This window comes from Actinomadura sp. BRA 177 (assembly GCF_013372625.1).
Taxonomy (GTDB): domain Bacteria; phylum Actinomycetota; class Actinomycetes; order Streptosporangiales; family Streptosporangiaceae; genus Spirillospora.
Genome location: NZ_JABXFD010000497.1, coordinates 1 through 24,870, shown reverse-complemented (window position 1 = coordinate 24,870; position 24,870 = coordinate 1). Strand labels below are relative to the sequence as shown.

The window sequence follows — 24,870 nt, the reverse complement described above, 5'->3', positions numbered from 1 at the left end:
CCCTTGTCCTCACTCATGGTGTGCGTGCCGCGCGGATCGTCCGGGCGGCGTCCTGACGAACACGAGATGCCGGATGCCCGCCGCTTGTGACGGCCGCCGCCACGTGACGTGCGCCACCGATCGCGGATGTCACAAAGCGGCGGAGTGCGGCGTCTTGTGCGTGTAGCACCGTTGAGGAGGCAGGGGCCCATGAGCGACCGAGTCGACGCCGCCACCGAGGCGTTCGTCGCCCACCGCAAGCTGCTGTTCACCGTCGCGTACGAGATGCTGGGCTCGGCCGCCGACGCAGAGGACGTCCTACAGGAAACCTGGTTGCGGTGGTCGGGCGTCGACCTCGACATCGTGCGGGATCAGCGCGCGTATCTGGTGCGGATCACGACACGCCAGGCATTGACGCGGCTGCGCACGCTCGGCCGCCGCAAGGAGACCTACGTTGGCTCGTGGCTGCCCGAACCGTTGCTGACCACTCCGGACGTGGCCGAGGACGTCGAACTGGCCGACCACGTCTCGATGGCGATGCTGCTGGTGCTGGAGACGCTCACACCGACCGAACGGGCGGTGTTCGTGCTGCGCGAGGTGTTCGACCTGCCCTACAGCGAGATCGCCGAAGCCATCGACAAGACGCCGGCGGCCGTCCGGCAGATCGCGCACCGGGCACGCTCGCACGTCGCCGCGCGCCGTCCGCGCAAGGGGACCTCCTCAGCCGACACCCAGGCGGCCCTCCAGGCGTTCCAGCGGGCGATCGAAACCGGCGACCTGCAGCACCTGCTGGACGTCCTCGCGCCGGACATCGTCCTCCTGTCCGACGCCGGCGGAGTCAAGCAGGCGCTGCCGCGTCCCATCGTGGGGATCCGCAGGGTGACCCGGCTGCTGAGCTTCGGCTGGACGAAGCTCATCACCACGGCGTCGGTCGAACCGACCCAGGTCAACGGCCGTCCGGGACTCATCCTGCGGCTCGACGGGGAACTCGAAGGCGTCGTGTCGATGCAGGTCGAGGACGGCCTGATCACCGGCCTCTACATCATGCGCAACCCCGAGAAGCTGTCGCACGTGGAGCGGAAGACCACCCTGAGCCGCAGCCCGGCATCGGCTTCCCAGCGGTAGGCCTGTTATCTCCTCGCTTTCAGCCGCATGAAGGTGATCGAGTACGGCGGGAAGGTGTGGGTGAACTCGTTGCCGACGCCGTGCAGGGTGGATCTCACCGGACGGATCGGCTGGGCGTCGGTGGTGTTCACCGCGTCCGGCTCGCCGCTCAGGGTCGTCAGGCGGGCGCGCGGGCCGACCCGGACGTCGTCGCCGAGATTGATCTCTGTGCGCGCGGGCGTGGCCTGGGCGTTGACCACCTTGACGATCAGTTCGCCGGTGGCCCTGTCGCGGGTGACGACCTGGCGGAACGGCTCGGCCACCGCGTCGTCGGTGAACGAACCCCAGACCTGCCCGTCCAGGTACAGGGTCACCTTCCTGCCTCTTACCTCGACGCGCAGGTCGTACTGCCGGCCCGTCTCGATGCGGGTGGCGTCCTCGATCATGCTCTGCTTGGCGCCGTCGGTGCCGCGCTCCACCGCCGAGCGCGTGTTGTTCCAGCCGCCGAGGTTCCACCAGTAGAAGTTGCCGGTGTCGCGGACGCCGAAGGCGACCAGGAAGCCCTCGTCGCCGGCGCGCTTGGTGGCCTTCACGTGCAGGTCGTAGTTCCGCCAGGCCGGGTCGCCCGCGCTGACCATGGTGTTCTCGGCGGCGGTGTCCTGCTGGACGTAGGCTCCGTCCTCGACCGCCCAGGTTCCGCGTCCGGCGATGTTCGTCCATCGGGAGGCGCCGGCGGAGAAATCGTCGGTGAACAGGGTGTCGCCGTCGGCGGAGGTGACCGTGACGTCGTCGTAGGCGGCGCTGGTCCGCCAGGTGGACAGCCCGACCGCGCCGGTGATCGGCTCCAGCAGCCCCGGCGTGCCGCTGGCCTGGCTGGGCACGACCTGGTCACCGACGTTGTTCATGAACAGTTTCTGCGTCTCGTAGTTGGCCGACCCCCACGAGCGGTGGTTGTCGAACCAGATCATGTCCGGACGCCATTGGACGTAGTCGGTGTTGGCCAGCAGCGGGGCGTAGGAGGCCATCTTGACGATGTCGGCGTTGCGCTCCAGCCCGGTCATGAACGCGGCCTCGGCGAGGGAGTTGAAGAAGCGGTTGTCGCGCGAGGCGTACTCGCCGAGGAACACCTGCGGACCGTTGCGGTCATAGGTGTCGTAGCGGTCGTTGTTCTGCAGGAACCAGGTGGGGTCGTTGTAGTAGTGCTCGTCCACCATGGCGACGCCGGCCTGCCGGTTGTGTTGCCACGCGCGGTCGAAGGTGAGGCCGGAGTCGTCGGGTCCGGAGTTGCTGATCACGGTGATGTCGGGATAGCGGCGGTTTATGGCGTCCCGGAACTGGACGAACCGCTCAAAGAAGGCGTCCGGGAGGTTCTCCTCGTTGCCGACCTCGATGTGAGTGAGGCCGAAGGGCCGGGGATGCCCCATCTCGGCCCGCTTCGCGCCCCAGGTGGACGTCACCGGGCCGTTGGCGAACTCGATGAGGTCCAGGGTGTCCTGGATGTGCCGCCGCAGCAGGTCGGGATCGTCCGTCACCTGGTTCTGGCCGCATCCGGTGACCAGTGCGGGCACCACCGGTACCGGCATGGCGCCGATGTCCTCGGCGAACTGGAAGTACTCGAAGTAGCCGAGGCCGTAGGACTGGTTGTAGCCCCAGAAGTTGGCGTTGGTGGCCCGCTGCTCGACCGGGCCGATGGTGTCCTTCCACTGGTAGGAGCGGCGCCGTTCGTAGTTGGGGGCTTCGTAGCCGTAGTGGCTGCCGGTGTTGACCACGCAGCCTCCGGGGAACCGGAGGAACCCGGGGTTCAGCTCGACGATCTTCTGGGCGAGGTCCTTGCGCAGCCCGTTCGGCCGGTGCTTGAACGTATCGCGGGGGAACAGCGACACCATGTCGAGGCGGACCGTCCCCGACCCGCTCGCGGTCACGGCCAGCCTCCCGGAGGCGCTGTCCTGACGAGCCCGGACGGTGCCCTCGTACTTGACCCACTTGTCGCCCTTGACGGTGACCCGCAGCGGCCGGGCCAGCTCGACGCCCGCCGTATCCGCCAGGCTGACCGTCAGCCGGGTACCGGCGGGGTCGGTGGTACGCGCCCATACCGAGAAGTCGTACTTCTCGGACTTCTCCACGGCGATGCCGCTGTTGTAGCCGGCGTTGGTGACCCCGTACGCGCCGCCTGCGAGGTCGAGCCGCAAGTACCGGCGATTGCGCTCGTTGAGTCGACCTTCGTCGTCCACTACCCGCGCAGTGCCGCCAGTGGGCGTCCAAGCGGTCAGCCCGGTATAAGAGGCGTTGTCGGCCGGTTCATACTCGAACGAGCGGTTCTGGACGAGCTCAGCGTAAAGACCGCCGTCGGCAGCACGATTGATGTCCTCGTAGAAGATGCCGTACATGCTGTCGGCAATGCGCGGCCCAGCGGCTGCGGCGTCGATGCGAAGCGTGTAGTCGGCCGGCGCCTGCGCCCTCGCGCTCACCGGGACGGCGACAAGCACGGCCGTAACGGCCGCCCCCAGCACCAATTGCGGACTTCGACGGAGTGTCGGCATTCGTTACTCCCAATGAAACGCCGTAGAACCAGGTCACGGGTGACACATGTCTGGATACGATATTTGTTTGCGCTAACACGTTCAGTGCAAGGATGTATGCAGACCGCCCCGCGGGCGGGCGACTCTTTCAACGCGATGGCATGCGACTAACCGACCTCGACCAGATTGAGCGAGTCGCGACCAGGAATGAGCTGCTTGTCTCCGTGCTCGCAGGCTGACCGCATCCGGTACGCACGACGGCGCCATGGCACTAGGCGGGGGACGATAACAGGGCATCGACAACGGGCAGGTGTCTTTCTCCAGGCACCTCCTGATGTTTGCGCTAACATCAACTGCCGAACCAAACAGCGCCCTGATTACCGCTTGGTCCAGTGAGTGTCACCGCCGCTTCGCCCGTTGTCAATATCCTCTTGCCCCCGAGCGTGCGCCGGCGCCAGGGTCAGCCGGCCGTATGGGCGAGGATGGCGCCGGCTAGCTCCTCGTGCACCTCGGGCGGCAGCGTGTGCCCCATGCGCCCGCTTCGCGACGGCGACCAGCGCGGCGGCGACCCGCTCGTCCTGGCCGAGGGCGGCCCCGGCCAGGGGCCCGGCACGGCGGTCGTCCTCGGTCAACTCCACTAGGACGACGTGCACCCGGCGGAAATCCCCGGGAGCGGACAACGCGGCCACACGCTCACCGAAGAGCCGAGCCCCGCCGGGCAACGGGTCGGGCAGCGATTCGCGCCCGGCGAACTGCACAGATGTCAGGCGGGCGGCGAACCATCCCGGGACTCCAGCAGCTCGGCCGCCGCGGACTCGTCCAGGCCACCCACGTCCACCGTCAGCGGAATGCCCTTAGCCAGCATGTCCCCGCGCACGGCGAACAGCATCGCAATCCGTTCCGTCCCCAGCCGCCTGGCGGCGAACAGCAGCGCGTCGGCCGAGGCCCGGTGGACCCACGGGAAGTCGTCGACCACGCAGACGACCCGTCCGGCAAGGCCACCCACCAGCCCCTCACGAACTGCACACCGCCGCCGTCAGCGCGGCCAGTAGTCCGGAGGTTCCTTGAGCGGGTCTTTGATCTCGTACCTGCCATGGGGGTTCAAGCCCGCGATGTGAACCAGGCGTTGTCCTGATGCGGCTTCAAGTTCAGCGACCAGTGCGGGCATCGCGGAGATCACTGCACCGATCGCCAGTGCCAGCCCTTCCATTCCTTTGCGTCGCTGACGGTAGCGGACGTGATGGACGCCCGCCCTCTTGATCGCCTTGGTCTCTTCGGGGTCGGACAACTGGTTCCGGTCATTGGTGAGGAAGACCTCGTAACCGTGGCGCTTGGCGTCGGTCAGGAGACGAACGTCCTTCTTGCCAGTCCAGTTGCGGTCAGTGACATGGTGGACGGTGTGCTTGGGGAGGACGTGCCGCAGCAGTTCGAGCATCGGCAGTGGGCAGTCCTCGTCGACGAGGACCTTCATCAGGAGGCTCGAGCCGCCAGGTCGTAGCTGTCGACGTACTTGGCGAAGTCCGCGGCCTCGCGTGCGGCTTCCACCGAGACCGCCGGATAGAAGTCCGCGATTCGCTCCGCGGGGACCCCGTCCGCCAGTAGCTCGGCTACGGCGTCGTACGGCACGCGCGTTCCCGTGATGACGGGGTGCCCGCCCTGTGTGGCCGGGTCGACTTCGATGTTCTTCCGGGGGTGGAAGAGGTGCGGGACCACCACGCCCGCGCGGACGGGGAACGGCTCGATGACGTCCCCCATGACGATCACCACCTGCCGCTGTCCCGGCTTCCGCACCAGGTCGATCGCCTCTTCGTCACTGACGAGCTGGATCGTCCTGCCATCGGTGACCAGCTGGTACGAGGACAGGTGGTCGCGTTCACCCAGGTCCCGCAGCGTTCCGAGCGCGGTGCGGATTTTCTGCAGGCAACTGGAGTTGCGCAGGTGCACGAAAGTGCGGAGCGCCAGCACGTCCCGGAAGGAGTAGAGCGCCCGGGGGCTCCTGGCCACCTCAGGCACCAGGACCACGCCGACTTCCGTCTCTCTCCGCCAGTGCCGCAGCTGGCTTGTCGTGGCGCCGGACAGAGCAGCGGCCATCTTGGTCGTGTAAGCCACCGGTCCGCCCTTCTCCGCTCCTTGACGCATTCTCCATCACAACCTCACCCCGTCCATAGGTACCCCCTGTGACGGCGCCGCTGCGCAGCGCGCCAACAGCCTGTCTACAGGTTGAGGAGGCGTCTTGACCTGAGGATTAATGAAACTGACCGCGCAGAGCAGTAGTTGGGGAGATGCCGTCCAACGGGGTGCGGCAGTGCTGTCGGACCGGTTGCGACCCGCACTGCATGTGACCCCGATGGCGGACCGCGAGGCCCGGGACCGCGCGGACGAGCCGTATCGGGGAGCGGCGCCCTGTTCGGCCGGCCGGTTCGCGGCCTGAACGGCCCTGGTTACCCGGGCCGCTTGTGGTGGGACGGTTCGCGCAGCGCGGACAGCAGGCGGGCGAGCCGGGCGGAGTCGATCCGGGAGGCGATCTCCTCCAACTCGCGGGTCGTGCGCTCGGCCTCGCGGGAGTCCCCGGCCTGCCGGTGGGCGAGCGCGAGTTGGTACACGAAATCGCCCGCCCACTCCGAGCTGCGCATGTCCGGCGGCAGGCTGCCCAGCCCGGCCGTCAAGTGCTCGATCGAGGCATCGTTGTAGGCGGGGTCGGTGTGGCCGAGAATTCGGTACGTCAAGCCGTGTTCCAGACCGAAGAATCCGGGCTCGAAGTAGTAGTACTCCCAGGGGCGGGCGGCCTCGGGCCGTGCTTCGGCGGCCTCGGCCGCCGCCATGTCGGTGAGGCGGCTCACCTGGTCGGCCTCACCGAGGGAGGCCAGCGCACGCGCCTCCTGGTAGAGGTCGTAGACCCGGCCGACCGACCCGGCCCGAAGGCGCTGCCCCGCCTGCGACAGCCCGATCATCGCGCCGATCTGGCCGCGCCGTTCGGCGATGTAACCCTGCCAGCTCATCACCGCCCCGATGAGCTGCCGGTCCCCGATCTCGGTCGCCCATTGCAGGGTGCGGCCGAGATACCGCAGCCCCGCGACGTGCTCGCCGACATTGGCGTGAAGCCATCCCGCGAACTGCGACCACTGCGCGGCGACGTTCAGCAGGCTTGGACGGACGTCCCCGCAGGCGTCGATCACCATGCGCTCGATCTCGGCGACCTGAGCATCCACTGCCGGGATGACCACCGCCGATCCGACCGAGTCCTCCAGGCGGCGCTGCGCGGCCAGGACCGTGGCGAGCGCCTGGACCACCCCCTGATCTACGCGCGAAGGTCGTCCCGCCGCGAGCCGGAGCCGCTCGCCTTCATCCGGAGTCAGGGCCTGCTCGGACCTGCCCGGTCTCCGCAGCGCCGCCAGCTCGCCGTTCGCTTCAAGGAAATCGTCCAGGCGCCTCGCGAGTTCAAGGGACGGGTTCTTGCGGTCGTTGGCGATCTTGGAGAGGTGGCCGTCGTCGCAGGGGACGAGTTTGGCCAGTTTGCGCTGGCTGATCTGCCGCTCGGCCATCAGCGCGCGTAGTTTCTGCCCGAAGGTGTCCATTGCCTCACCTACTCCACGCCTCACATGAACGGACGTCTCTTTCCAGACTACAGTCGGTCGGGTTCAGGTAAAGAGAGAACAGCATCGCATTACCTGCCCATTTCGACCCGGGTTGGCCTGTCATCTCCCGCTGTCCGCGCGCAAGGCCAGCGGGCAGCACCTGCCACATCGGCTCGCTCTGCGGTCGAATGGAGAACACGAGAGGTTACTGAACACGAAAGGCAACAAATGGGAAAGCACGGGCAGCCACAGAAATGCAGTGGGTGCAACGGTTCGGGCAAGGAGATCAAGAGCGACGACGGTAACCGCCGGGAGATACCGTGCACGCTGTGCAACGGCACGGGGAAGGTGTGATGCAGGCCGACGAGGTCCTGCGGCGGGTGCGGCGTGAGCCGTTCATGCCCGAAACGATCTGGATCGTGGACGAGGGAACCGGCTGGTTTCGTCCCCTTTGCCGGGCGGACGACCCGAAGGGCTGGAGGCGAGAGGTCGAGTCGGAACGCTCGGTGATCATCCAGGTGGACGACGGGGCCACCGAGCGCGGAAGGTGGCCGACGAGTTCCAGCAGCGCACCGTACATCATGGCGAAGATGCTGGACGCCCTCGAAGTGCGTCCCGGCCTGCGGGTAATGGAAATCGGCGGCGGGTCAGGCTATAACGCCGCGCTCCTGGCGGAGTTGGCCGGCGCGGGGAACATCACGACAGTGGAAATCGACGCGTCCCTGGCCGATCACGCGAGACGGGCACTCACCCAGGCTGGATACCCCGTCACGGTGATCACCGGTGACGGCATGCAGGGATACCGGGAGAACGCGCCCTATGACAGGGTCGTGGCGACCGCCGCCGTCCGCGAAGTGCCCTATGCCTGGGTTGAGCAGACCCGTCCGGGCGGGCTGATCCTCGTTCCCTGGGTGGCGTCGTTCCATCCCGACGAACCGCTCGCCACACTCAAGGTGGAAACAGACGGCACCGCAGAAGGACGATTCGGATCCCCTGCCTGGTTCATGCCGATGCGCAGTCAGCGCCTCCGCCAGCGGACCATCCGGGAAACAGAGGAACGTTGGGCGGCCGCCGGTAAACCGGAAGCGTGCCGATACGGCGTCACGGTGACCCCCGAGGGTCAACGCATCTGGCTCGATTCACCGGACAACCCGATCACCTAACGGCTCAGCGGGAGGTCGAGGATCATTGCGTCGAAGTGCGGCGAGTCGGGGAACGGCTGCGACTTGCCGACCTTCCGCCACCCCCACCGCGCATACGCCCGCTGCGCCGACTCGTTGTCTTCACGCACCAGCAGCGTCGCGCGCTTTTCACGGCGCCCATCCAATAGCGCGTCGTGAAGGGCGTGCGCGACGCCTTTGCCCTGCCATGCCGGGACGACCATCAACTCGTTGAGCGCGAATGTCCGTGACCCCGTCTCGGTGGTGAACCCGTCCGGCACCGGCGTGGTCAGTCCGTCCCACCAACGGGCAGCGACCGGCAACGCGTACCCGAACGCCTGCCCCACCGGCTCGCCGCCGATGGACGCGACGACGATCTCGAACCCCGGGGCCTTGGCGTAGTTCACGAACCGCTCAGCGAACCGCTCCGCCGAGTAAAACGGCCTGTCGGTCACATCCTCATGCGACGCGACGTAGACGGGCACGATCACGCTTTCGAGATTCTGCTCGGCCTCTGCCGGGTCGTGGCGGGTGAAGCCAACGTCCTGGGTCATCGTCCTCCTGTCGATGTGAGCAACTCACGTGCCTGCCGCACCGAAGCCCGCGCGCTCTCGGCGGGATCCACGAGCCGCAACGAGGTCAGCGCGCTTCCTCGCACCAGCCCGTCACTGCGCTGCTCGGCCGGTAGCCCCTCCAGCACTCGCGTCATATGCCGGGCCCCCTCGTCGACATCGCCCGCGCACATCAGGACACCGACGCGATGCATCTCGACTTGCCCACGAGCCTGCCAGTTGCGGTTCGGGTAGACCGCCAGCGCCGCGTCCTGCGCGGCTTGCCCTGACTCGACATTCCCCGCGCAGGTGTGGACGAGGCTGGTGACGTAATGGAGACGGCCGTCCGACCAGCCCCACTGGCTGCCTCGGTCCCGGCCCACGGCGTCGGGCAGTTGCTCGAAGATGCCGCGCACGTCGGCGAGCACCGCGATTGCCTCTTCATGGCGGCCTAGTTCGGCGAGTGCCTGCGCCTTGGCGGCATACCCGGAGACCACCCCGGTGCAAGCCTTTCCCTGACCGACTGCGATGGCGTCCTCGGCCGCCTCCAACACCGACAGTCGCGGCGTCTCGGCATACAGGGCGAAGACGGCGGCTCGCCCCCGGACGAGCGCGGCGATCCGGTGGTCACCGGTCTGGTCAGCCGCACGGGCGGCGGTGCGCCACCAACGGCGCGCGACTCGGCCCTCACCGGCGTTGGTGAGCGTGATGGCCATGAGCGCCGCCATCTGCGCAGCAACATGGATCAGACGAGTCCGAGTGGCTCCGCGCACAGTTGGCAGCAGCCGCGTCAGCTCAGCGAAATCGGCGGTTAGATCCGGCCGCAGAACGCTGTCGGCGGCCCAACCAACCTCGCGAGCGTAGCTGTGGGCGATGCGCTCCCAGGCGTCCGCATCACGGTCACCGGCGTCCGAAGCGAGCGCCGTTTCGAAGACCTCGCGGAGCGGTTCGGTGTCATGAAGAGCGCTCGCTGTGGCGGCGGCCATGAGTCCGAGTAATGCGCGACGATCCACGGTCACATTGTCACCGCCCGCGTCAACCATCCTGAAGAGGTGTTCTCCACCTGTCCCGGACGCAGTGACGTTGAGCGCCCCCTGACCTGCTGAGGTGGTGTCATCACACATGCTGCGGCCGCTGGCCGGGGAAACGGGACGCTCAGGTATGAGCACCGCCAACTCGCCGTCCGCGTCGAGGAGTTCGTCGAGCCGCGCGGCGAGTTCGGGGGACGGGCGCTTGCGGTCGTTGGCCAGCTTTGACAGGTGGCCGTCGTTGCAGGGGACGAGTTTGGCCAGTTTGCGCTGACTGATCTGGCGCTCGGCCATGAGGGCGCGCAACTTCGCACCGAAGGTCGTCATCACCTCACCCGTTTCGCCCCGGGTTGGCCCGTTGCCCTTCGCTGCCCGCACCGGGGGCCAGCGGACAGTGCCTTTCACGCTACAGGGAGTTGCGGTCAAGTGTGAGGCGAAAGGTGTCGCAGACACAAAGACGGCCCCGGCCGGCGGGCGAACGCCGGGGGTTCCGGGGCCTGACCGGAAACGGAGTCCGGCTATGAGCAACGTACCGAACTCGACGGCGTTGGAGGCGTTGACGGGGCTGCGCACCGACTTCCCCGACTGGGCGTTCCACCACAACGCTCCGGACGCCCTCGATCTCGCGTGGGAGGCCAGGCGGATGCCGTTCCGATACCCGTCCGGCGGCGGCGTCTCGTGGGTGCGCGCCGTGTCGGCCGAGCGGCTGCGCGAGCTCCTGAACGCCACCGCCAAGATCGAGTCGTCGTGATCGCCGACACCCGGACGGACATCCCGCCCATCGCCGTCCCACCACCGATCCCGAAGCACATCGTGCACTGGCACGGCAAGGCCACCGGGAGCTGGTGGGCCATGCTGCCGGGACGACGAGGACCAAGCCTGATCGAGGCGGCCAGCGAAGAGCAGCTCGCGGCCTTGGTCGACTGGCACCTGCGGGTGGCGTCCCACTGAACACCGCCGCGCGGTCCTCGCCCCCCCGGCAGGCCGCGCGGCGGGCACCGTCCGTCCTACGAACTCCGCACCCCTTGGCAAACGCGCGGAGCCAGGGCCTCCCACCCGTGCCGGCCACCCAACCCGTGTGTCGTCAAGGCACAGGGTGCGAGATCGCATGGCAGGCTCTCCCCTCATGGACCGCATCGGGTGGGAGGGCCTGCTGTCCGAACTGCGCGAAACGGTCCACGGGTGCGTCGGCACACTGGTCGAAACGGAGTCCATCACGCAGGGACGCCGGTCGGCGCTCGCGTTGGTCGGGCGGACCCGCACGGGTCGCGTCTTCTTCAAGGGCGCACCTCTTGAGGACGAGCGCGCGGTCGCACAGCTCGACCGGGAGGCCGCCGTCGCGCCGCACGTCGCCGCGATCGCCCCCGCTCTGGTCTGTGACGTGACCGCCGCAGGGTGGCGGCTGCTGGAATTCGAGCACGTGGAGGGGCGCCGGGCGAACTACTCCCCCGACTCCCCGGACCTGGACGCCGTCCTGGACGTCCTCGCCGCGCTGGACGTGCTGACCGTCCCAGACGATGTGGGCCTCATGTGGTTCGAAGGGCGGTGGAGCGACTACGCCGTTGCGCCCCAACGCCTGTCACGTCTCGCCGGTATAGCGCTGTTGCACACCGACCTCAACCGGGGAACGTCCTCGCGAGGCAAGACGGCGCAACGTTGGTCGACTGGGGCATGGCGTCGCGGGGCGCGTCGTTCGTGAACCCGGCCGACCTGGTGGTGAACCTGGTGGCGTGCGGACACGAGCCGCGCGACGCGGAAGCCATCGTGAGCGGCCTGGACGCGCGGAAGGCCGCCGATCCCACGGTGATCGACTACTACGCGCGGCTCCTTGCCACGACATGGCTGGAGGCGTTCTGGTCGGTTTCGCATCCTTGGTCGAGGGCTGTTGTGGGCGCCGCTCAACGGTGGGCGATGCATCGGCGCGATCAGTGTGCGTTCGAGAAGGTGCGGCGGTAGGTGGTCGGGGGGACGCCTACGGTGCGGGTGAAGTGGTGGCGGAGGTTCGCGGGGCTGCCCAGGCCGGAGTGGGCGGCTATCTGGTCGATGGGGAGCGTCGTCGTCTCCAGCAGTTCGCGGGCGTGGTCGATGCGGATGCCGCGCAGCCAGGCCATGGGGGTTGTGCCGGTGGTGGCGTGGAAGCGGCGGATCATGGTGCGGGTGGTGACGTTGGCTCGACGGGCTAGGGCGGTCACGGTCAGGGGTTCGTGCAGGTTTCGGCGGGCCCAGTCGAGGAGCGGGCCTAGCTCGTCAGCCTCGTGGACGGGTTGCGCATCGATGTACTGAGCCTGGCCTCCAGGACGGTGTGCGGGCATCACCAGGCGTTTTGCGAGGGCACTGGCGACTGCGGCGCCGTGGTCGTTACGGACTACGTGCAGGCACAGGTCGAGCCCGGCGGCGGTGCCCGCGCTGGTCAAGACGTCGCCGTCGTCGATGTAGAGGACGGACGCGTCCACCCTGACTTCCGGGTGGCGTGCGACCAGTTGGTCGGCGTGCATCCAGTGGGTCGTTGCCGGACGTCCGTCCAGGAGTCCGGCGGCGGCGAGGACGAAGGCGCCCGTGCAGAGCGAGACGATGCGGGCGCCGTTGGCGTGGGCCGTCCGGACGGCTTCGACCAGGTCCGGCGGCTGCTTGTCGATGACGTTCGCGCAGGCTGGGATCACGACGGTGTCGGCTTCGGCGAGGGCGTCAAGGCCGTGTGCGGCGGGTGCGGCGAATCCTGCGGCCGTGCGGGTGCCGGGGGCTGCGCAGAGGCGGAAGTCGTACCACCAGTCGGTGAGACCTGGGCGTTCGTATCCGAACACCTCGCACGGGATCGCCAGTTCGAAGATCGGCACCCCGGCGGCGACGGCGACGGCGAGTTTGTGCATGTCACTAATTTAGCGATGGTGGTCAATGCTGCCACTTGGCCCATGTGTGCGTGAGCGCGAGGGTCGGTGGCATGGATCATTTCCCTTTTGGACGAGACTCCTTCGACCCGCAGCCGGCGGCAGCTGCGCAGCTGTGGCGACATGTCGTTGACCTGCTTGAGGACGAGCGTCGGCAGATCGCCGGGCGAGACGTGAGCGTGCCGGTGGACGTCCGAGATCTGCGGGACGCGGTCGGCGCTTACGGCTTCGATCGTCCAACACCCGCCCTGGACGTGATCGAGGACGTGGCCGGGCTGCTGCGCACGACCACCGTCCATACGACCCATCCGCGCTACTTCGGGCTGTTCAACCCGACGCCGACACAGATGGGCGTCGTTGGCGAGACGCTCGCCGCCGCGTTCAACCCGCAGCTCGCCGCTTGGTCGCACGCGCCGGCGGCGGTGGAGATCGAGGCGCATCTGCTGCGTTTCCTGGGCGGACGGCTCGGCTATCCGGAAGAAGCCGTCGCCGGGTCGTTCACCAGCGGTGGCGCTGAGGCGAACATGACTGCGGTGCTGCTGGCGCTCACGAAGACGTGGCCGGAGTACGGCGAAGGGGGTTTGCGGGCGCTGAAAGGCCGTCCGGTCATGTACGCGTCAGCGGAGAGCCACCTGGCCTGGTTGAAGATCGCGCACGCCACCGGGCTCGGACGGGACGCCGTTCGCCTCGTCCCCACCCGTCCCGACCTGCGCATGGATACGAGAGTCCTGGCCGAGCAGATCGCCGCCGACCGGGCGCGAGGCGATCTGCCGTTCCTCGTCGTCGCGACCGCCGGGACCACGGCCGCCGGAGTCATCGATCCTCTGCACGATCTCGCCGACCTGTGTCACGACGAGGGACTGCGGTTCCACGTCGACGCCGCCTACGGGGGCGCGGCGGCGTTGTCCGACCGGTTGCGGCCCGCGCTGTCCGGCATCGAGCGTGCCGACTCGATCACGGTGGACGCGCACAAGTGGCTGAGCGTCCCGATGGGTGCGGGCGCCTTCCTGTGCACCGATGGGGAGGGCCTTGCGGAGACGTTCCGGGTCACCACGTCCTACATGCCGGCCGAGATCCCCGACACCGTGGACCCCTACACGTCCGGCCAGCAGTGGTCGCGCCGGTTCATGGGCCTCAAGCTGTTCCTGAGCCTCGCCGTCGCCGGCCGCGAAGGGTACGCCGAGCAACTCGAACGCGACGCCGACCTGGCGGACGCGCTGCGCGGCAGGCTCGCCGAGAAAGGCTGGGACATCGTCAACGACACCCCGCTCCCCGTCGTCTGCTTCGCCGATCCCGGTACCGCGACGTGGGAGCACCACGACGCGCTCGCCCGGACGGTCGTCCAGAGCGGGCGCGCGTGGATCAGTCCCGTCGACCTGGGCGGACGCGCCGCCCTCCGGGCCTGCGTCATCAGCCACCGCACCACGGCCGCCGACATCGAGGAACTCGTCCAAGCCGTGGGTGAGGCGCGCAAGGGTCAGGTTCGGCGGGCGCGGACGAAGTAGTCGATCACCAGCGCGATGGCGGGAAGGCCGGTGAGTGCGCTGACGGCGATCGCGAGCCAGGTGTCACCGAGGGCGGCGTTCGAGACGGCGTTGATCGCGATGAGGATGGCGACGATCGTCCAGCGGGTGCGGTTGTTCATCTGCGGTGCCTTTCAGGAGGTGCGGCGGCGCAGCATGAGCCGCGCCGGGACGACAATGGCCGCGGCGCCTGAACCGGCGACCGCGAGGAGGACGGTCGCGCAGGCGACCGGGGAGATCGTGGGCAGCGGCAGGCCGCGGACGGCGAAGGCGAACGTCATGAGCGTCACGGCCGCGATGGCGACTCCGATCACGATGCCGGTGCCGAGGACGATGCCGGCCTCCAGGTGCAGCATCCGCAGGACCTGGCGGCGGGTCGTCCCGACGAGGCGCAGCAGGCGCAGTTCGCGGCGCCGCGCAGCGGTGGCCAGCGCGAGCGTGGTGACGACGCCGATGAGGATGAACCCGCCGATGGCCGCGACGACGACCTTGTTGAAGAAGCCCTGCAGCCGGATCTCCTGCGACAGGCTCGCGCCGTAGGCGTCACGATCGACCGCCTGGACGCCGGTGTAGGCGGACGTGACAGAACTCAGGTCGGCCTTGCCCCGCACGAGGACGTGATCGTCCAAGCCTGTGGACGAGTGCGCGGCAACGAGGTCGTGCGGCAGCAGGACGTTCCCAAGCCCCAGGCCGCGCTCGTAGACGGCGACGACGCGGGCGTCGATCCGGGTGCCGTCCCCCAGCCAGAGCCGCGCAGTTGAGCCGACGTGCAGGCCGCCCGCGACGTCGCTGCCCAGCGCGACGGTGTTGCCGCGCAGGTCGCGGAGGCTGCCGGACGTCACGCCAGGGTCCAGTGTGGCGTCGGCGGACGCGCCGATGCCGCGCGCCGGCAGCGAGGTGAGGGTCTCGTCGCCCAACTCCTTCACCTTCATGAGCACGGTGGTGCGGTTGACGGGGGTGGCGGCGGGGACGCCGGGCAGGCGGCGCGCGGCCTCGGCGACGTCCGTCGGAAGCCCCGGCCCGGCGGACACCACCACCTGGTCGGCACGGTTCCCGGCCGCCGCCTGCTCGGTCGTCGCCTGGACGAGGGTCGTCTGAGCGAACAGCTGTGTGCCGGCGAACGCGACGGCCAACGCGACCGGGGTGATGACGGAGCCGGCGCGCAGGGCGGCGGCGGCCGCGCTGTGCCGGGCGAGGCGGCCGGTCACCGGTGCGGCGGCCTGGGCGGCGCCGCCCAGGATGCGGCTGCCGTACCGGGCCAGCAGCGGCCCCAGGAACGCTGTCGCGACGATCAGCGACATGACCAGCCCGCCGATCGCCGCGATCGCCGCCGATCCGGACGACGCGGTGGAGAACCCCAGCGCGTTGACCCCGATGACCAGGAAGACGACCCCGGTGATCACGCGCCACCGGGGCAGGTCGGCCGACTCCACGGCCGTCTCCCCCAGCGCCTCGACCGGGCGGATCCGTGAGACGCGCAGCGATGCGATCAGCGCCGTCCCGACCGCCGCGAGCAGCGTGATGGCGACGGCGGCGAGCGCGGGCAGCGGGGTGAGCGACAGCCCGAACCCGTCCGGCAGGACGCCCTTGCAAACCATCACGCCGTGCATCGCGGCGCCGAGCACCAGCGACAGCGCGCCGCCGGCCAGCGCGGCGGGCACACCGGCCTTGAGCGTCTCTCGCACCAGCTGACCCCGCACCTGCCACGGGGTCGCGCCGATCGCGCGGAGCATCGCGAACTCGCGGCCCCGCTCCCGCACCGACAGGACGATCAGTCCGCCGACGACGACCAGCGCGGTCATCACGGCGACGCCGCCGAGCGAGGCGCCCATCTGGAGGATGTCGGGGGCCGCAGCCGCCACGGCGGGGTTCTCCACGTCGCCGCGCGCCGCTCCCGTGGCGACGGTGAGTCCCGGTGCGGCCTTGCGCAGGGCGTTCTCGTCGGCGTCGCCGATGACGGCGAGGGCGTCCGCCTGGCCGGGGTGCCCGTACAGCGCCGCCGCCGTGCCAGGGGTGAAGAACGCGGCGCCGGGACCGTCCGCGACGAGCCCGGAAACCCGGTAGGGACGCGGTGTCCCGTTCGTCTGCACCTGGACGGTCGCACCCACCGCGACACCGGCCGAGCGGCTCAGCACGACCTCGTCGGCCGCGCGGGGAGCACGTCCGGCGCTCAGCAGGTAGGGGCGGAGTGCCGCCGACTCCCAGCCGTGGCCGGTGACCGTCCGTCCCGAAGACAACAGAACGGGGAACGATACGTCCGCGACCACACCCTTAACGCCTGGAACGTCCCGAAGCCGATCCGCCACCGCGACCGGGACCCGAGACGGCTCGGTCAGCGGCCGGCTCTGCTCCGCCGGCGCGTCCCCGAGCTGCTTCATCTTGACGGCAACGCTCCGCGGCCCCGTGACGACGGTCGGCGCGGCGCCGTACCGCTCCACCGGAGCGTGCGCCCGCCACGCCGACTCCAGCAGCACCCCGCAGGCCCCGACCAGGGCGGCGGCGAACAGCAGCGCCGCGAAGATCCCGACGAACGCGCGCCTCACAGCGTCTCCCAGCGGTTCATGATCGCGGCGGCGGACGGCGCGACGACCTCGTCCACGATCCGGCCGGCGCTGAGGAACACGACCGAGTCGGCCCACGCGTCGGCCATCGGATCATGCGTGACCAGGACGATCGTCTGCCCGGTCTCATCGGCGGCCTCGCGCAGCATCCGCAGGACGTCGCGGGCGGTGCGCGGGTCGAGCGCGCCGGTCGGCTCGTCGGCGAACACGACGTCCGGGCGGGTGATCAGGGCGCGGGCGAGGGCGGCGCGCTGCTGCTGCCCGCCCGACAGCTCGGACGGGCGGTGCCGCAGCCGGTCGGCGAGCCCGACCCGGCGGACGACCTCGTCCAGCCAGGCCCGGTCGATGTCCCGGCCGCCGAGCTGGAGGGGCAGCGTGATGTTCTGCTCGACGTCCATCGACGGGATCAGGTTGAACGCCTGGAACACGAATCCGATGCGCTCCCGGCGCAGCCGCGTCCGTTTCGTCTCGCTGAGCCGGCCGATGTCCGCGCCGCCGATCCGGACGGTGCCGGCGGTCGGCCGGTCGAGCCCGGACGCGCAGTGCAGGAAGGTGCTCTTGCCCGAACCCGACGGGCCCATCACCGCCGTGAACCCGCCGCGCGGGAACGTCCAGGTGATGCCGTCCAGTGCCCGGACGGGGCCGTAGGTCTTGGTGACCGAGTCGAGCCCCACGGCCTCCGCGGTGGCCTCGGCCAGCATCGTCGTCATGATCCCTCCGGGTGGGCGAACGCTCTCACCTGGACGAATCTAGGTTCGGGAGGGGCCCGGCACATGGGCGCGCGCTCCCGAATCGGTGGTGTAGCGGGCTACACCATCAGCCGCGTCAGTGGACGCGGGCGACGGCGCAGTGCATGGAGACCTTCTCGATCGGGGGGCGTTCCGCCGGCGGGACGTCGGAGCGCCACTCGACGACCGAGCCGACGCCCGGCGGGAGCAGTTCCAGGCCGTCGAAGAAGCGGGCGAACTCGTCCCGGCTGCGGAGCCGGAACGGGACGCCGCTGCGCTCGTTCACCTCCACGTTGTGGGCGTACTCCTCCGGCGTCAGGTAGTCGCCGGTCGCGTTGGTCATCACCAGGTAGCTGCCGGACGGGAGCACCGACAGCAGGCGGCGGACGATGCCGTACGGGTCGTGATCGTCGGTGACGAAGTGCATCGTCGCGACCAGCATCAGCGCGACGGGACGCGACATGTCCAGGGTGCCGGTGAGGACGGGGTTCGCGAGGATCTTGTCCGGGTCGCGCAGGTCCGCCTCGATGTAGGCGGTCCTGCCCTCGGGTTCGCTGTTCAGCAGCGCGCGGGCGTGCACGAGCACCACCGGGTCGTTGTCGACATAGACGATGCGCGACGTCGGCTCGATGGCCTGCGCGATCTCATGCACGTTTCCGGCCGACGGGAGCCCGGTGCCGATGTCGAAGAACTGGTGGATCCCCGCCTCGCCGGCCAGATAGGTCACGGCGCGCTTGAGGAATGCTCGGTTCTCCAGTGCGGCCAGCCGGACCGTGGGGAAGCCCGTGGCGACCATCTCCGCGGACTCCCGGTCGACGGCGAAATTGTCCTTGCCGCCGAGCCAGTAGTTGTACCGGCGGGACGGGTGCGCCTTCGTCGGGTCGATGCCCGGCGGGACGGGCTCGGCGGAGCCGGATGGTCCGGATGATGGGGTCACGCCACTCATTGTGCAGGGTGCGCCCCGATTGCGCATCAGGACCCCCGGAACGGCGCGCTTTGTGAAATGGTGGCGGACGTGGATCTCTTCTACAGCCCGTTCGACTTCGCCATTCAGGACGATCCCTACCCGGTGTATTCGCAGCTGCGCGAGAAGTCACCGGTGTACCGGAACGAGAATGACGACTTCTGGGCGCTGTCCCGGCACGCCGACGTCGTCGCGGCGCTGCAGGATTCGGCGCGTTTCTCCAGTAAGAACGGCCTGCGCATTGAGCCGGCGTTCTGGGGGCCGGACGCGGAGAGGTTCTTCTCGTTCGTCGCGATGGACCCGCCGAAGCACACCCGGATGCGCGCCCTGGTATCCCGTGCGTTCACCGCGAAGCGCGTCCAGGCGCTGGCGCCGCGGATCCGCGAGATCGCGCGGGAGTGCATGCGGCCGCTGGTCGAGGGCGACGAGTTCGACATGATGACCGACTTCGCCGGCCGCTTCCCCACCGACGTGATCTCCGAGCTGGTCGGCGTCCCCGAGGCCGACCGCGCCCTGGTCCGCGACCTCGGCATGGCCGTCATGTACCGGGACGAGGCGGGCAGCGACATGCCGCCGGAGGCGCTGCAGGCGATCGGCGCGCTCGTCGGCTACTACACCGAGCTGACGGTCGAGCGGGCCAAGGAGCGGCGCGACGACCTGCTGTCCGGCCTGCTGGACGCGGCCGAGGGCGAGGACCGGCTCACCCCGGAGGAGATCGTCGGCGTGCTGATCCTGCTCGTCGGCGCCGGCATCGAGACCACCATGCTGACGCTCGGCAACGCCTGGCACGCCGCGTGGCTCCACCCGGACGAGCGGGCCAAGGCGTTCGGCGGGCGCGTCGACGAGTGGATCGCCGAGACCCTGCGCTGGGACCCGTCGAGCCAGGCGCTCGCCCGCACCACCACCGAGGACGTCGAGCTGCACGGGGTGACGATCCCGGCGGACGCCCGCGTCCTGCTGCTGACCGGCGCCGCGAACCGCGACCCGGCCGTGTTCGCCGACGCGGAGCGGTTCGACCTGGACCGCGACACCAGGCCGTCCCTCGCGTTCGGGAACGGCCGCCACCACTGCCTCGGCATGAATCTCGGGAAGCTGGAGGCCGGCATCGCGTTCGGCGAGATCACCGCCACGGTCGCCGATTTCGAGATCGATATCGACCGGGCGGTCCGGGTCCGCTCGTCCAACGACCGCGGCTTCGCGTCACTGCCCACCAGAGTCACCGTGCGCCGCTGAACCGACGCCAAACAGGGCTGAACCACCACAGTAACGGCAGGTCGCGAACGAATTACTTCTCCATGTAACTGAGAAGTGATTATCCGGGCAAGACTCCAGATCATGAGCAGCCCCAAACGAGAGGCCGACGCCGGAGACGGCTCCCCCGGCACCGATCCGGTGTCCCTGGAAAAGCCCGGACGAGCGCGCACCGACTGGATCGTCTACGGCGTCACCGCCGCGATCTCCGTGGCGTTCGTGCTCTGGGGCGGGGCGTCCACCGGCACGCTGAGCTCCGCGGCGGAGACGACGCTGAACTGGCTGCTGCGGAACGTCGGCTGGCTCTTCGTCCTCGCCGCCACCGGGTTCGTGGTCTTCTCCCTCTGGCTGGCCGTCAGCCGCTACGGGCGGATCCCGCTCGGCCAGGAGGGCGACAAGCCCGAGTTCCGCACCGTCTCCTGGATCGCGATGATGTTCAGCGCCGGCATGGGCATCGGGCTGATGTTCTTCGGCGCCGCCGAGCCCCTGACGCACTACGTGATGCCGGTCCCGGGCACGGACCCACCGCAGAGCGAGCCGGCGATCGAGACGGCCATGGCCACCACGATGTTCCACTGGACGCTGCACCCGTGGTCGATCTACGCCGTCCTCGGCCTCGCGATCGGGTACGGGCACTACCGGCGCGGCCGCAGCCAGCTGATCAGCTCCGCGTTCACACCGCTGCTCGGCCGCCGCCGCGCCGCCGGCCCGGTGGGCAAGCTGATCGACATCCTCGCGCTGTTCGCGACGCTGTTCGGGTCGGCCGCCTCGCTCGGCATCGGCGCGCTGCAGATCCAGACCGGTATGCGGGAGGCGGGCTGGATCGAGAGCCTCAGCACGACCGTGCTCGTGCTGACCATCGTGGTGCTGACGATCTGCTTCATCCTGTCGGCCGTGTCCGGCATCGCGCGCGGCATCCAGTGGCTGTCCAACATCAACATGGTGATCGCCGCCGTCCTCGCGGTCTTCGTGTTCGTGGTCGGCCCCACGGTCTTCATCCTCGAACTGCTGCCCACCTCGATCGGTGTCTACATCCAGGACTTCGGCGAGATGGCGTCCCGCTCCGGCGCGACGGGCGGCAAGGCGATGCAGCAGTTCCTCGCCAACTGGACGATCTTCTACTGGGCGTGGTGGATCTCCTGGGCGCCGTTCGTCGGCATGTTCCTGGCCCGGATCAGCCGCGGCCGCACCATCCGGCAGTTCGTCGCCGGGGTCATCATCGTGCCGAGCACGGTCAGCCTGGTCTGGTTCGCGATCTTCGGCGGGGCGGCGATCAGCCAGCAGCGCAAGGGCCTGAACCCGTACGGGAACGGCTCGGAGGAGCAGATCACCTTCAACGTCCTCGGCCATCTCCCCTGGCTGTCCATCACCGCGGTGATCGTGATGATCCTGGTCGCGATCTTCTTCGTGTCCGGCGCGGACGCGGCGTCGGTGGTCATGGGCACGCTCTCCCAGCGCGGCTCGACCACCCCCGCCCGCTGGATCGTGATCTTCTGGGGGGCGCTGACCGGCGCCGTCGCCGCGATCATGCTGGTGATCGGCGGCGACGAGGCGCTCAACGGCATCCAGAACATCACGTTCATCGGCGCGCTGCCGTTCACGATCGTGCTGATCCTGCTGTGCTTCTCGCTCTACAAGGACCTCCGCGACGATCCGATGATGCGCCGCCAGACCAAGGGCGCCGAGGTCCTGGAGGACGCCGTCGTCAACGGCGTCAAGCAGCACGAGGGCGACTTCGAACTACAGATCCGCGCCTCCAACTCCACCCCCGAGGACACTCCCGAACCCTGATCCCGGTCAGACGACGGGACGGCCGGTCTTGATGCGGCGGCGGAAGTCGTAGAGGTAGGCGTTGAAGGGGAACTCGCGGGCCGGACGCGGCATGACGCGGTTGGCGGTCCGCATGACCCGGGTGAAGCGGTCGAAGCGGCGCTGGTGCCGCGGCGTCCATGCGTAGCCGAGTTCGTCGCGGAAGGGCTGCGGCAGGAAGCCGAGGGTCAGGAAGGTGTGGTAGCGGCCGAGCGCGAGGCGGACCGGGGCGTGCAGGAAGCGCAGTTCGACGATCTTGCGCAGGTAGGTGCGGGTGACGTCGTCCATCTGGATCTTCTTGACACCGTCCTGCCAGTACTCCTCGAAGGCGGCGCGGTCGGCCGGCCACAGTTCCGGCTTCATCTGCAGGGTCGTACCGAAGCGGGCGCCGTACTGGTACAGCTCCTCCGCCGCCCGGGAGGTCGGCTTCCCGTACAGCATCTCGTAGATCATTTCGAGGCCGTAGTACAGGCACGCGGCGACCCACAGCTGCAGGTCGGGGTCGAACGCGTTGTAGGCGACGGGCTCCTTCGCGCGGACCTGCCGGTGGGCGCGGTTGACCTCCTGGCGCATCGCCTTGCGCTCGTCCTCGCTGCCGAGCATCGCGACGGCGATGTAGGTGAGGGTGGTGCGGCCGCGCTTGACCGGGTGCTTGTCGACGCGGCCGCTCTCGACCTTGCTCTCGGCGACGCCGTACCCGATGGGCAGCCGGGCGAGCTGCATGACGACGTTCGCCGCGGCCCCGGCGAGGGCCAGGCCGCTGATGGAGTCGAGGACGACCCTCGGGGTCTCGGTCTCCGCCGCGATCGCTGTCATACCGGCCTCACTCCCTGAGACATAGAGGCGATTTTCGTCTCACTGTGCCAGTGTAAGTGAGCGCTTGCAAGGGCGCCCGGGAGTGGGCGCCCTCACACGGCGTCAGGCGTACGGGTCCTCCCTCGCGTGGACGCGGGCCGCGAACTCCTGCACGTTCCCGAGCGCGCGCCGGTAGGCCGTGGGGCCGTAGGAGACGCGGGCCACCCCGGCCTCGGCCAGGTCCGCGAGAGACGTACCGGGCGGGTTGTTCGCGTTGACCGGCCCCGGCAGCCCCTTGACCAGGGCGGGAACGGCGTCCATCGGCGCACCGATCGGGTAGACGCAGTCGGCCCCGGCCGCGAGGTACAGCCGTCCCCGCTCGATCGCGGCGTCCACCGGATCGGCGACCCGCTGGATGAACGTGTCGGCCCGCGCGTTGATCACCAGGGCGTCGCCGGCGGCGTCCCGGACGGCGGCGAGGAACTCCGCCTGCGCCTGCGGCTCGGCCAGCTCGCCGGCGTAGGTGTCCTCCAGGTTGCAGCCGGCGGCGCCGATGGCGAGCAGCCGTTCCACCAGCTCGGCGGGCTGTAACCCGTACCCGGCTTCGGCGTCCACGGTGACCGGGACGGTCGCGACGCGGATGACGCGCCCGGCGGCGGCGAACATCTCCTCCGCCGGCGCGCCCTCCTGGTCGGGATAGCCCAGCATCGCGGAGACGGCGGCGCTGGCGGTGGCGAGCGCCGGGAACCCCGCCTCCTGGACGATCCTGGCGCTGCCGGCGTCCCAGACGTTCGGCAGCAGCAGCGGGTCACCGGGCCGGTGCAGCTCCCGGAGCCGTGCGGCGTTATCGGTCATACCTGTCTCCTCTCCCTCGGACAGTGGACCAGACGGCGCGCCGGATCTCATCGGTGCGTGCCCTGCCGCTCTCCTGGGTTAGCGTCGAGACGATCATCCACTCGCGATGAGGGAGCGCCCATGCTGCCGTGGTCCGCCGAGTTCGCCGGACGCCTGGAAGAGCACGTCGTCAGCAGCGAGCTGCTGCGCGGCAACCCGCTGAAGGACCCGCACGAGCGGCCCGTCCTCGTCTACCTCCCGCCCGGCTACGACGACGAGCCGGAGCGCCGCTACCCCAGCGTGTACGTGATCACCGGGTTCACCGGGCACGTCGGGATCTGGCGCAACCGGATGCCGTACCGGCAGCCGTTCCCCGAGACGGCCGACGCGGTGTTCGCGTCCGGCGAGGCCCCGCCCGCGATCGTCGTGTTCGTGGACGCCTGGACCGCGCACGGCGGCAGCCAGTACGTCGACTCGCCCGGCACCGGCCGCTACCACTCCTACATCTGCGACGAGATCGTCCCCTGGGTGGACGCCCGGTACCGGACGCTGGACGCGCCCGAGCACCGCGCGATCAGCGGCAAGTCCAGCGGCGGCTACGGCGCGATGATCACGCCGATGCTGCGGCCCGATCTGTTCGGCGCCCTCGCGACGCACGCGGGCGACGCGCTGTTCGAGTACTGCTACCTGCCCGAATTCCCGAAATGCGTCCGGCATCTGCGCAAGTACGACGGCGATATCCAGCGCTGGTGGCACGACTTCAACTCGCGCACGTCGTTCACCAAGCCCGAGGACATGGAACTGCTCAACATCCTCGGCATGGCGGTCTGCTACTCCGCGCGCGAGGACGGCACGCCCGAGCTGCCGTTCGACCCGGTCACCGGCGTCCTCCGGCAGGACGTGTGGGAGCGCTGGCTGGCCTTCGACCCGGTCCGGATGGTGCCGGGGCACGCCGCGGCCATGCGGTCGCAGCGGGCGATCTGGATCGACGGCGGGACGCGCGACGAGTGGTTCCTGGACGTCGGCGCGCAGGCCTTCCACCAGGCACTTCTCGACGCCGGCGTCAAGGAGGACGCGATCCGCTTCGAGCTGTTCGACGCGGGCCACGGCGGCATCGACTACCGCTACCCGCTGGCGCTCGCCTGGCTCTGCCGCCGCATCGCGCCGTAGCCGGAGGTTCCGAACGGGCCGGGCCGACATGATCGGCCCGGCCCGTTCGCGCTGCCCGGAAGGCATTCATTCACAGTCGCAGCGGACTTGAAAATCCAGTAGCAAATGGATTCATTGACACTTTTCACAATTCGGGATGCACTTCGGGGCAGCTCATCCGGATGAGTCCCCCATCCATACCCCCCGCCGGGCGAGCGGTGGCCCCGCGGAGCGCTCCCACAAGGACCTCCACGTGTCCGTCCGCGCCGTCCGGCACGTGGAAGGAGCACCCCCGTGCGACACCAGACCGCGATCGGGGCGACGGTACTGTCCGTCGGCCTCGCCGTGGCGATGTCCTCCCCCGCCACAGGTGCGACCCCCCCCACCTGTCGCTTATACACCTCTGCCGCTGCCCACGAACGCGCCAGACGAACCACCCACAGTCGCCCCACCAG

General features: G+C 69.3%; 24 protein-coding genes. 10 read left to right on the top strand and 14 right to left on the bottom strand.

The window, feature by feature from the left end; all coding sequences use genetic code 11:
• The first annotated feature begins 189 nt into the window (after nucleotides 1-189).
• The gene (locus HUX53_RS28800) at nucleotides 190-1,104 is read left to right on the top strand and encodes an RNA polymerase sigma-70 factor (RefSeq protein WP_176406359.1); all 915 of its coding nucleotides are present in this window, start codon (nucleotides 190-192) and stop codon (nucleotides 1,102-1,104) included.
• Between the two features lie 5 nt (nucleotides 1,105-1,109).
• Here HUX53_RS28800 and HUX53_RS28795 read toward each other — a convergent pair whose 3' ends face one another.
• The 5 genes from HUX53_RS28795 to HUX53_RS28775 form a co-directional block, all read right to left on the bottom strand.
• Nucleotides 1,110-3,551 carry an alpha-L-arabinofuranosidase C-terminal domain-containing protein gene (locus tag HUX53_RS28795; RefSeq protein WP_309237484.1) on the bottom strand — a complete coding sequence of 814 codons (2,442 nt, stop codon included), beginning with the start codon at nucleotides 3,549-3,551 and terminating at the stop codon, nucleotides 1,110-1,112.
• 814 nt (nucleotides 3,552-4,365) lie between these two features.
• Nucleotides 4,366-4,608, bottom strand: a complete 243-nt coding sequence (locus tag HUX53_RS28790) for a hypothetical protein (RefSeq protein WP_176406357.1) — start codon at nucleotides 4,606-4,608, stop codon at nucleotides 4,366-4,368.
• 30 nt (nucleotides 4,609-4,638) lie between these two features.
• Complete coding sequence (locus tag HUX53_RS28785) at nucleotides 4,639-5,073, bottom strand: DUF5615 family PIN-like protein (RefSeq protein WP_176406356.1); 435 nt, start codon at nucleotides 5,071-5,073, stop codon at nucleotides 4,639-4,641.
• Complete coding sequence (locus HUX53_RS28780; protein ID WP_176406355.1) at nucleotides 5,073-5,711, bottom strand: DUF433 domain-containing protein; 639 nt, start codon at nucleotides 5,709-5,711, stop codon at nucleotides 5,073-5,075. The genes HUX53_RS28785 and HUX53_RS28780 overlap by 1 nt, the downstream gene beginning before the upstream one ends.
• A gap of 332 nt (nucleotides 5,712-6,043) precedes the next feature.
• Nucleotides 6,044-7,177 (bottom strand): helix-turn-helix transcriptional regulator, encoded by a 1,134-nt coding sequence (locus HUX53_RS28775; protein ID WP_176406354.1) that lies wholly within the window; start codon nucleotides 7,175-7,177, stop codon nucleotides 6,044-6,046.
• A 353-nt stretch (nucleotides 7,178-7,530) separates the two neighbouring features.
• Between HUX53_RS28775 and HUX53_RS28770 the strand changes: the two genes are divergently transcribed.
• Nucleotides 7,531-8,340, top strand: coding sequence for an rRNA adenine N-6-methyltransferase family protein (locus tag HUX53_RS28770; protein ID WP_176406353.1), 810 nt, complete (start codon nucleotides 7,531-7,533; stop codon nucleotides 8,338-8,340).
• Here HUX53_RS28770 and HUX53_RS28765 read toward each other — a convergent pair.
• Nucleotides 8,337-8,891 (bottom strand): GNAT family N-acetyltransferase, encoded by a 555-nt coding sequence (locus HUX53_RS28765; RefSeq protein ID WP_176406352.1) that lies wholly within the window; start codon nucleotides 8,889-8,891, stop codon nucleotides 8,337-8,339. The two genes, HUX53_RS28770 and HUX53_RS28765, sit on opposite strands and share 4 nt — an antisense overlap.
• A complete protein-coding gene (locus tag HUX53_RS28760; RefSeq protein ID WP_176406351.1) occupies nucleotides 8,888-10,243 on the bottom strand; it encodes a helix-turn-helix domain-containing protein in 1,356 nt (451 codons plus the stop codon). The genes HUX53_RS28765 and HUX53_RS28760 overlap by 4 nt, the downstream gene beginning before the upstream one ends.
• 193 nt (nucleotides 10,244-10,436) lie before the next feature.
• Here HUX53_RS28760 and HUX53_RS28755 point away from each other — a divergent pair, with 193 nt between their 5' ends.
• The 4 genes from HUX53_RS28755 to HUX53_RS28740 all read left to right on the top strand — a co-directional run bounded on the left by HUX53_RS28755 (nucleotide 10,437) and on the right by HUX53_RS28740 (nucleotide 11,872).
• Entirely contained in the window at nucleotides 10,437-10,667 is a 231-nt protein-coding gene (locus HUX53_RS28755) for a hypothetical protein (RefSeq protein WP_176406350.1), read from the top strand.
• A complete protein-coding gene (locus HUX53_RS28750; protein WP_176406349.1) occupies nucleotides 10,664-10,867 on the top strand; it encodes a hypothetical protein in 204 nt (67 codons plus the stop codon). The genes HUX53_RS28755 and HUX53_RS28750 overlap by 4 nt, the downstream gene beginning before the upstream one ends.
• A gap of 175 nt (nucleotides 10,868-11,042) precedes the next feature.
• A complete protein-coding gene (locus HUX53_RS28745; RefSeq protein ID WP_176406348.1) occupies nucleotides 11,043-11,615 on the top strand; it encodes a hypothetical protein in 573 nt (190 codons plus the stop codon).
• Nucleotides 11,612-11,872, top strand: coding sequence for a hypothetical protein (locus HUX53_RS28740; RefSeq protein ID WP_176406347.1), 261 nt, complete (start codon nucleotides 11,612-11,614; stop codon nucleotides 11,870-11,872). Before HUX53_RS28745 ends, HUX53_RS28740 begins: the two co-directional genes overlap by 4 nt.
• Here the strand turns inward: HUX53_RS28740 and HUX53_RS28735 are convergent.
• Nucleotides 11,842-12,783 carry a helix-turn-helix domain-containing protein gene (locus tag HUX53_RS28735; protein WP_176406346.1) on the bottom strand — a complete coding sequence of 314 codons (942 nt, stop codon included), beginning with the start codon at nucleotides 12,781-12,783 and terminating at the stop codon, nucleotides 11,842-11,844. The genes HUX53_RS28740 and HUX53_RS28735 overlap by 31 nt on opposite strands.
• A gap of 71 nt (nucleotides 12,784-12,854) precedes the next feature.
• Between HUX53_RS28735 and HUX53_RS28730 the strand changes: the two genes are divergently transcribed.
• Nucleotides 12,855-14,306, top strand: a complete 1,452-nt coding sequence (locus HUX53_RS28730; RefSeq protein WP_176406345.1) for an aminotransferase class V-fold PLP-dependent enzyme — start codon at nucleotides 12,855-12,857, stop codon at nucleotides 14,304-14,306.
• Here HUX53_RS28730 and HUX53_RS28725 read toward each other — a convergent pair.
• From HUX53_RS28725 to HUX53_RS28710, 4 genes are all read right to left on the bottom strand, one after another.
• Nucleotides 14,279-14,446 carry a hypothetical protein gene (locus tag HUX53_RS28725; RefSeq protein ID WP_176406344.1) on the bottom strand — a complete coding sequence of 56 codons (168 nt, stop codon included), beginning with the start codon at nucleotides 14,444-14,446 and terminating at the stop codon, nucleotides 14,279-14,281. The two genes, HUX53_RS28730 and HUX53_RS28725, sit on opposite strands and share 28 nt — an antisense overlap.
• 12 nt (nucleotides 14,447-14,458) lie before the next feature.
• On the bottom strand, nucleotides 14,459-16,867 hold the full coding sequence (locus tag HUX53_RS28720; RefSeq protein ID WP_176406343.1) for an ABC transporter permease: 2,409 nt from the start codon (nucleotides 16,865-16,867) through the stop codon (nucleotides 14,459-14,461).
• Entirely contained in the window at nucleotides 16,864-17,586 is a 723-nt protein-coding gene (locus HUX53_RS28715; RefSeq protein WP_176406388.1) for an ABC transporter ATP-binding protein, read from the bottom strand. The genes HUX53_RS28720 and HUX53_RS28715 overlap by 4 nt, the downstream gene beginning before the upstream one ends.
• A gap of 124 nt (nucleotides 17,587-17,710) precedes the next feature.
• Nucleotides 17,711-18,550 (bottom strand): SAM-dependent methyltransferase, encoded by an 840-nt coding sequence (locus tag HUX53_RS28710; protein ID WP_309237483.1) that lies wholly within the window; start codon nucleotides 18,548-18,550, stop codon nucleotides 17,711-17,713.
• Nucleotides 18,551-18,628: 78 nt separating this feature from the next.
• On the opposite strand from HUX53_RS28710, the gene HUX53_RS42700 reads away from it, so the two are divergent.
• Both HUX53_RS42700 and HUX53_RS28700 read left to right on the top strand, forming a co-directional pair.
• Nucleotides 18,629-19,810, top strand: a complete 1,182-nt coding sequence (locus HUX53_RS42700) for a cytochrome P450 (protein ID WP_176406341.1) — start codon at nucleotides 18,629-18,631, stop codon at nucleotides 19,808-19,810.
• 102 nt (nucleotides 19,811-19,912) lie between these two features.
• Nucleotides 19,913-21,619 carry a BCCT family transporter gene (locus tag HUX53_RS28700; RefSeq protein WP_176406340.1) on the top strand — a complete coding sequence of 569 codons (1,707 nt, stop codon included), beginning with the start codon at nucleotides 19,913-19,915 and terminating at the stop codon, nucleotides 21,617-21,619.
• 6 nt (nucleotides 21,620-21,625) lie between these two features.
• Here HUX53_RS28700 and HUX53_RS28695 read toward each other — a convergent pair whose 3' ends face one another.
• Nucleotides 21,626-22,453, bottom strand: a complete 828-nt coding sequence (locus tag HUX53_RS28695; protein WP_176406339.1) for an oxygenase MpaB family protein — start codon at nucleotides 22,451-22,453, stop codon at nucleotides 21,626-21,628.
• Between the two features lie 102 nt (nucleotides 22,454-22,555).
• Complete coding sequence (locus HUX53_RS28690; RefSeq protein WP_176406338.1) at nucleotides 22,556-23,287, bottom strand: isocitrate lyase/phosphoenolpyruvate mutase family protein; 732 nt, start codon at nucleotides 23,285-23,287, stop codon at nucleotides 22,556-22,558.
• A gap of 120 nt (nucleotides 23,288-23,407) precedes the next feature.
• On the opposite strand from HUX53_RS28690, the gene HUX53_RS28685 reads away from it, so the two are divergent.
• On the top strand, nucleotides 23,408-24,436 hold the full coding sequence (locus HUX53_RS28685; RefSeq protein WP_176406337.1) for an esterase family protein: 1,029 nt from the start codon (nucleotides 23,408-23,410) through the stop codon (nucleotides 24,434-24,436).
• Nucleotides 24,437-24,870: the final 434 nt, after the last annotated feature.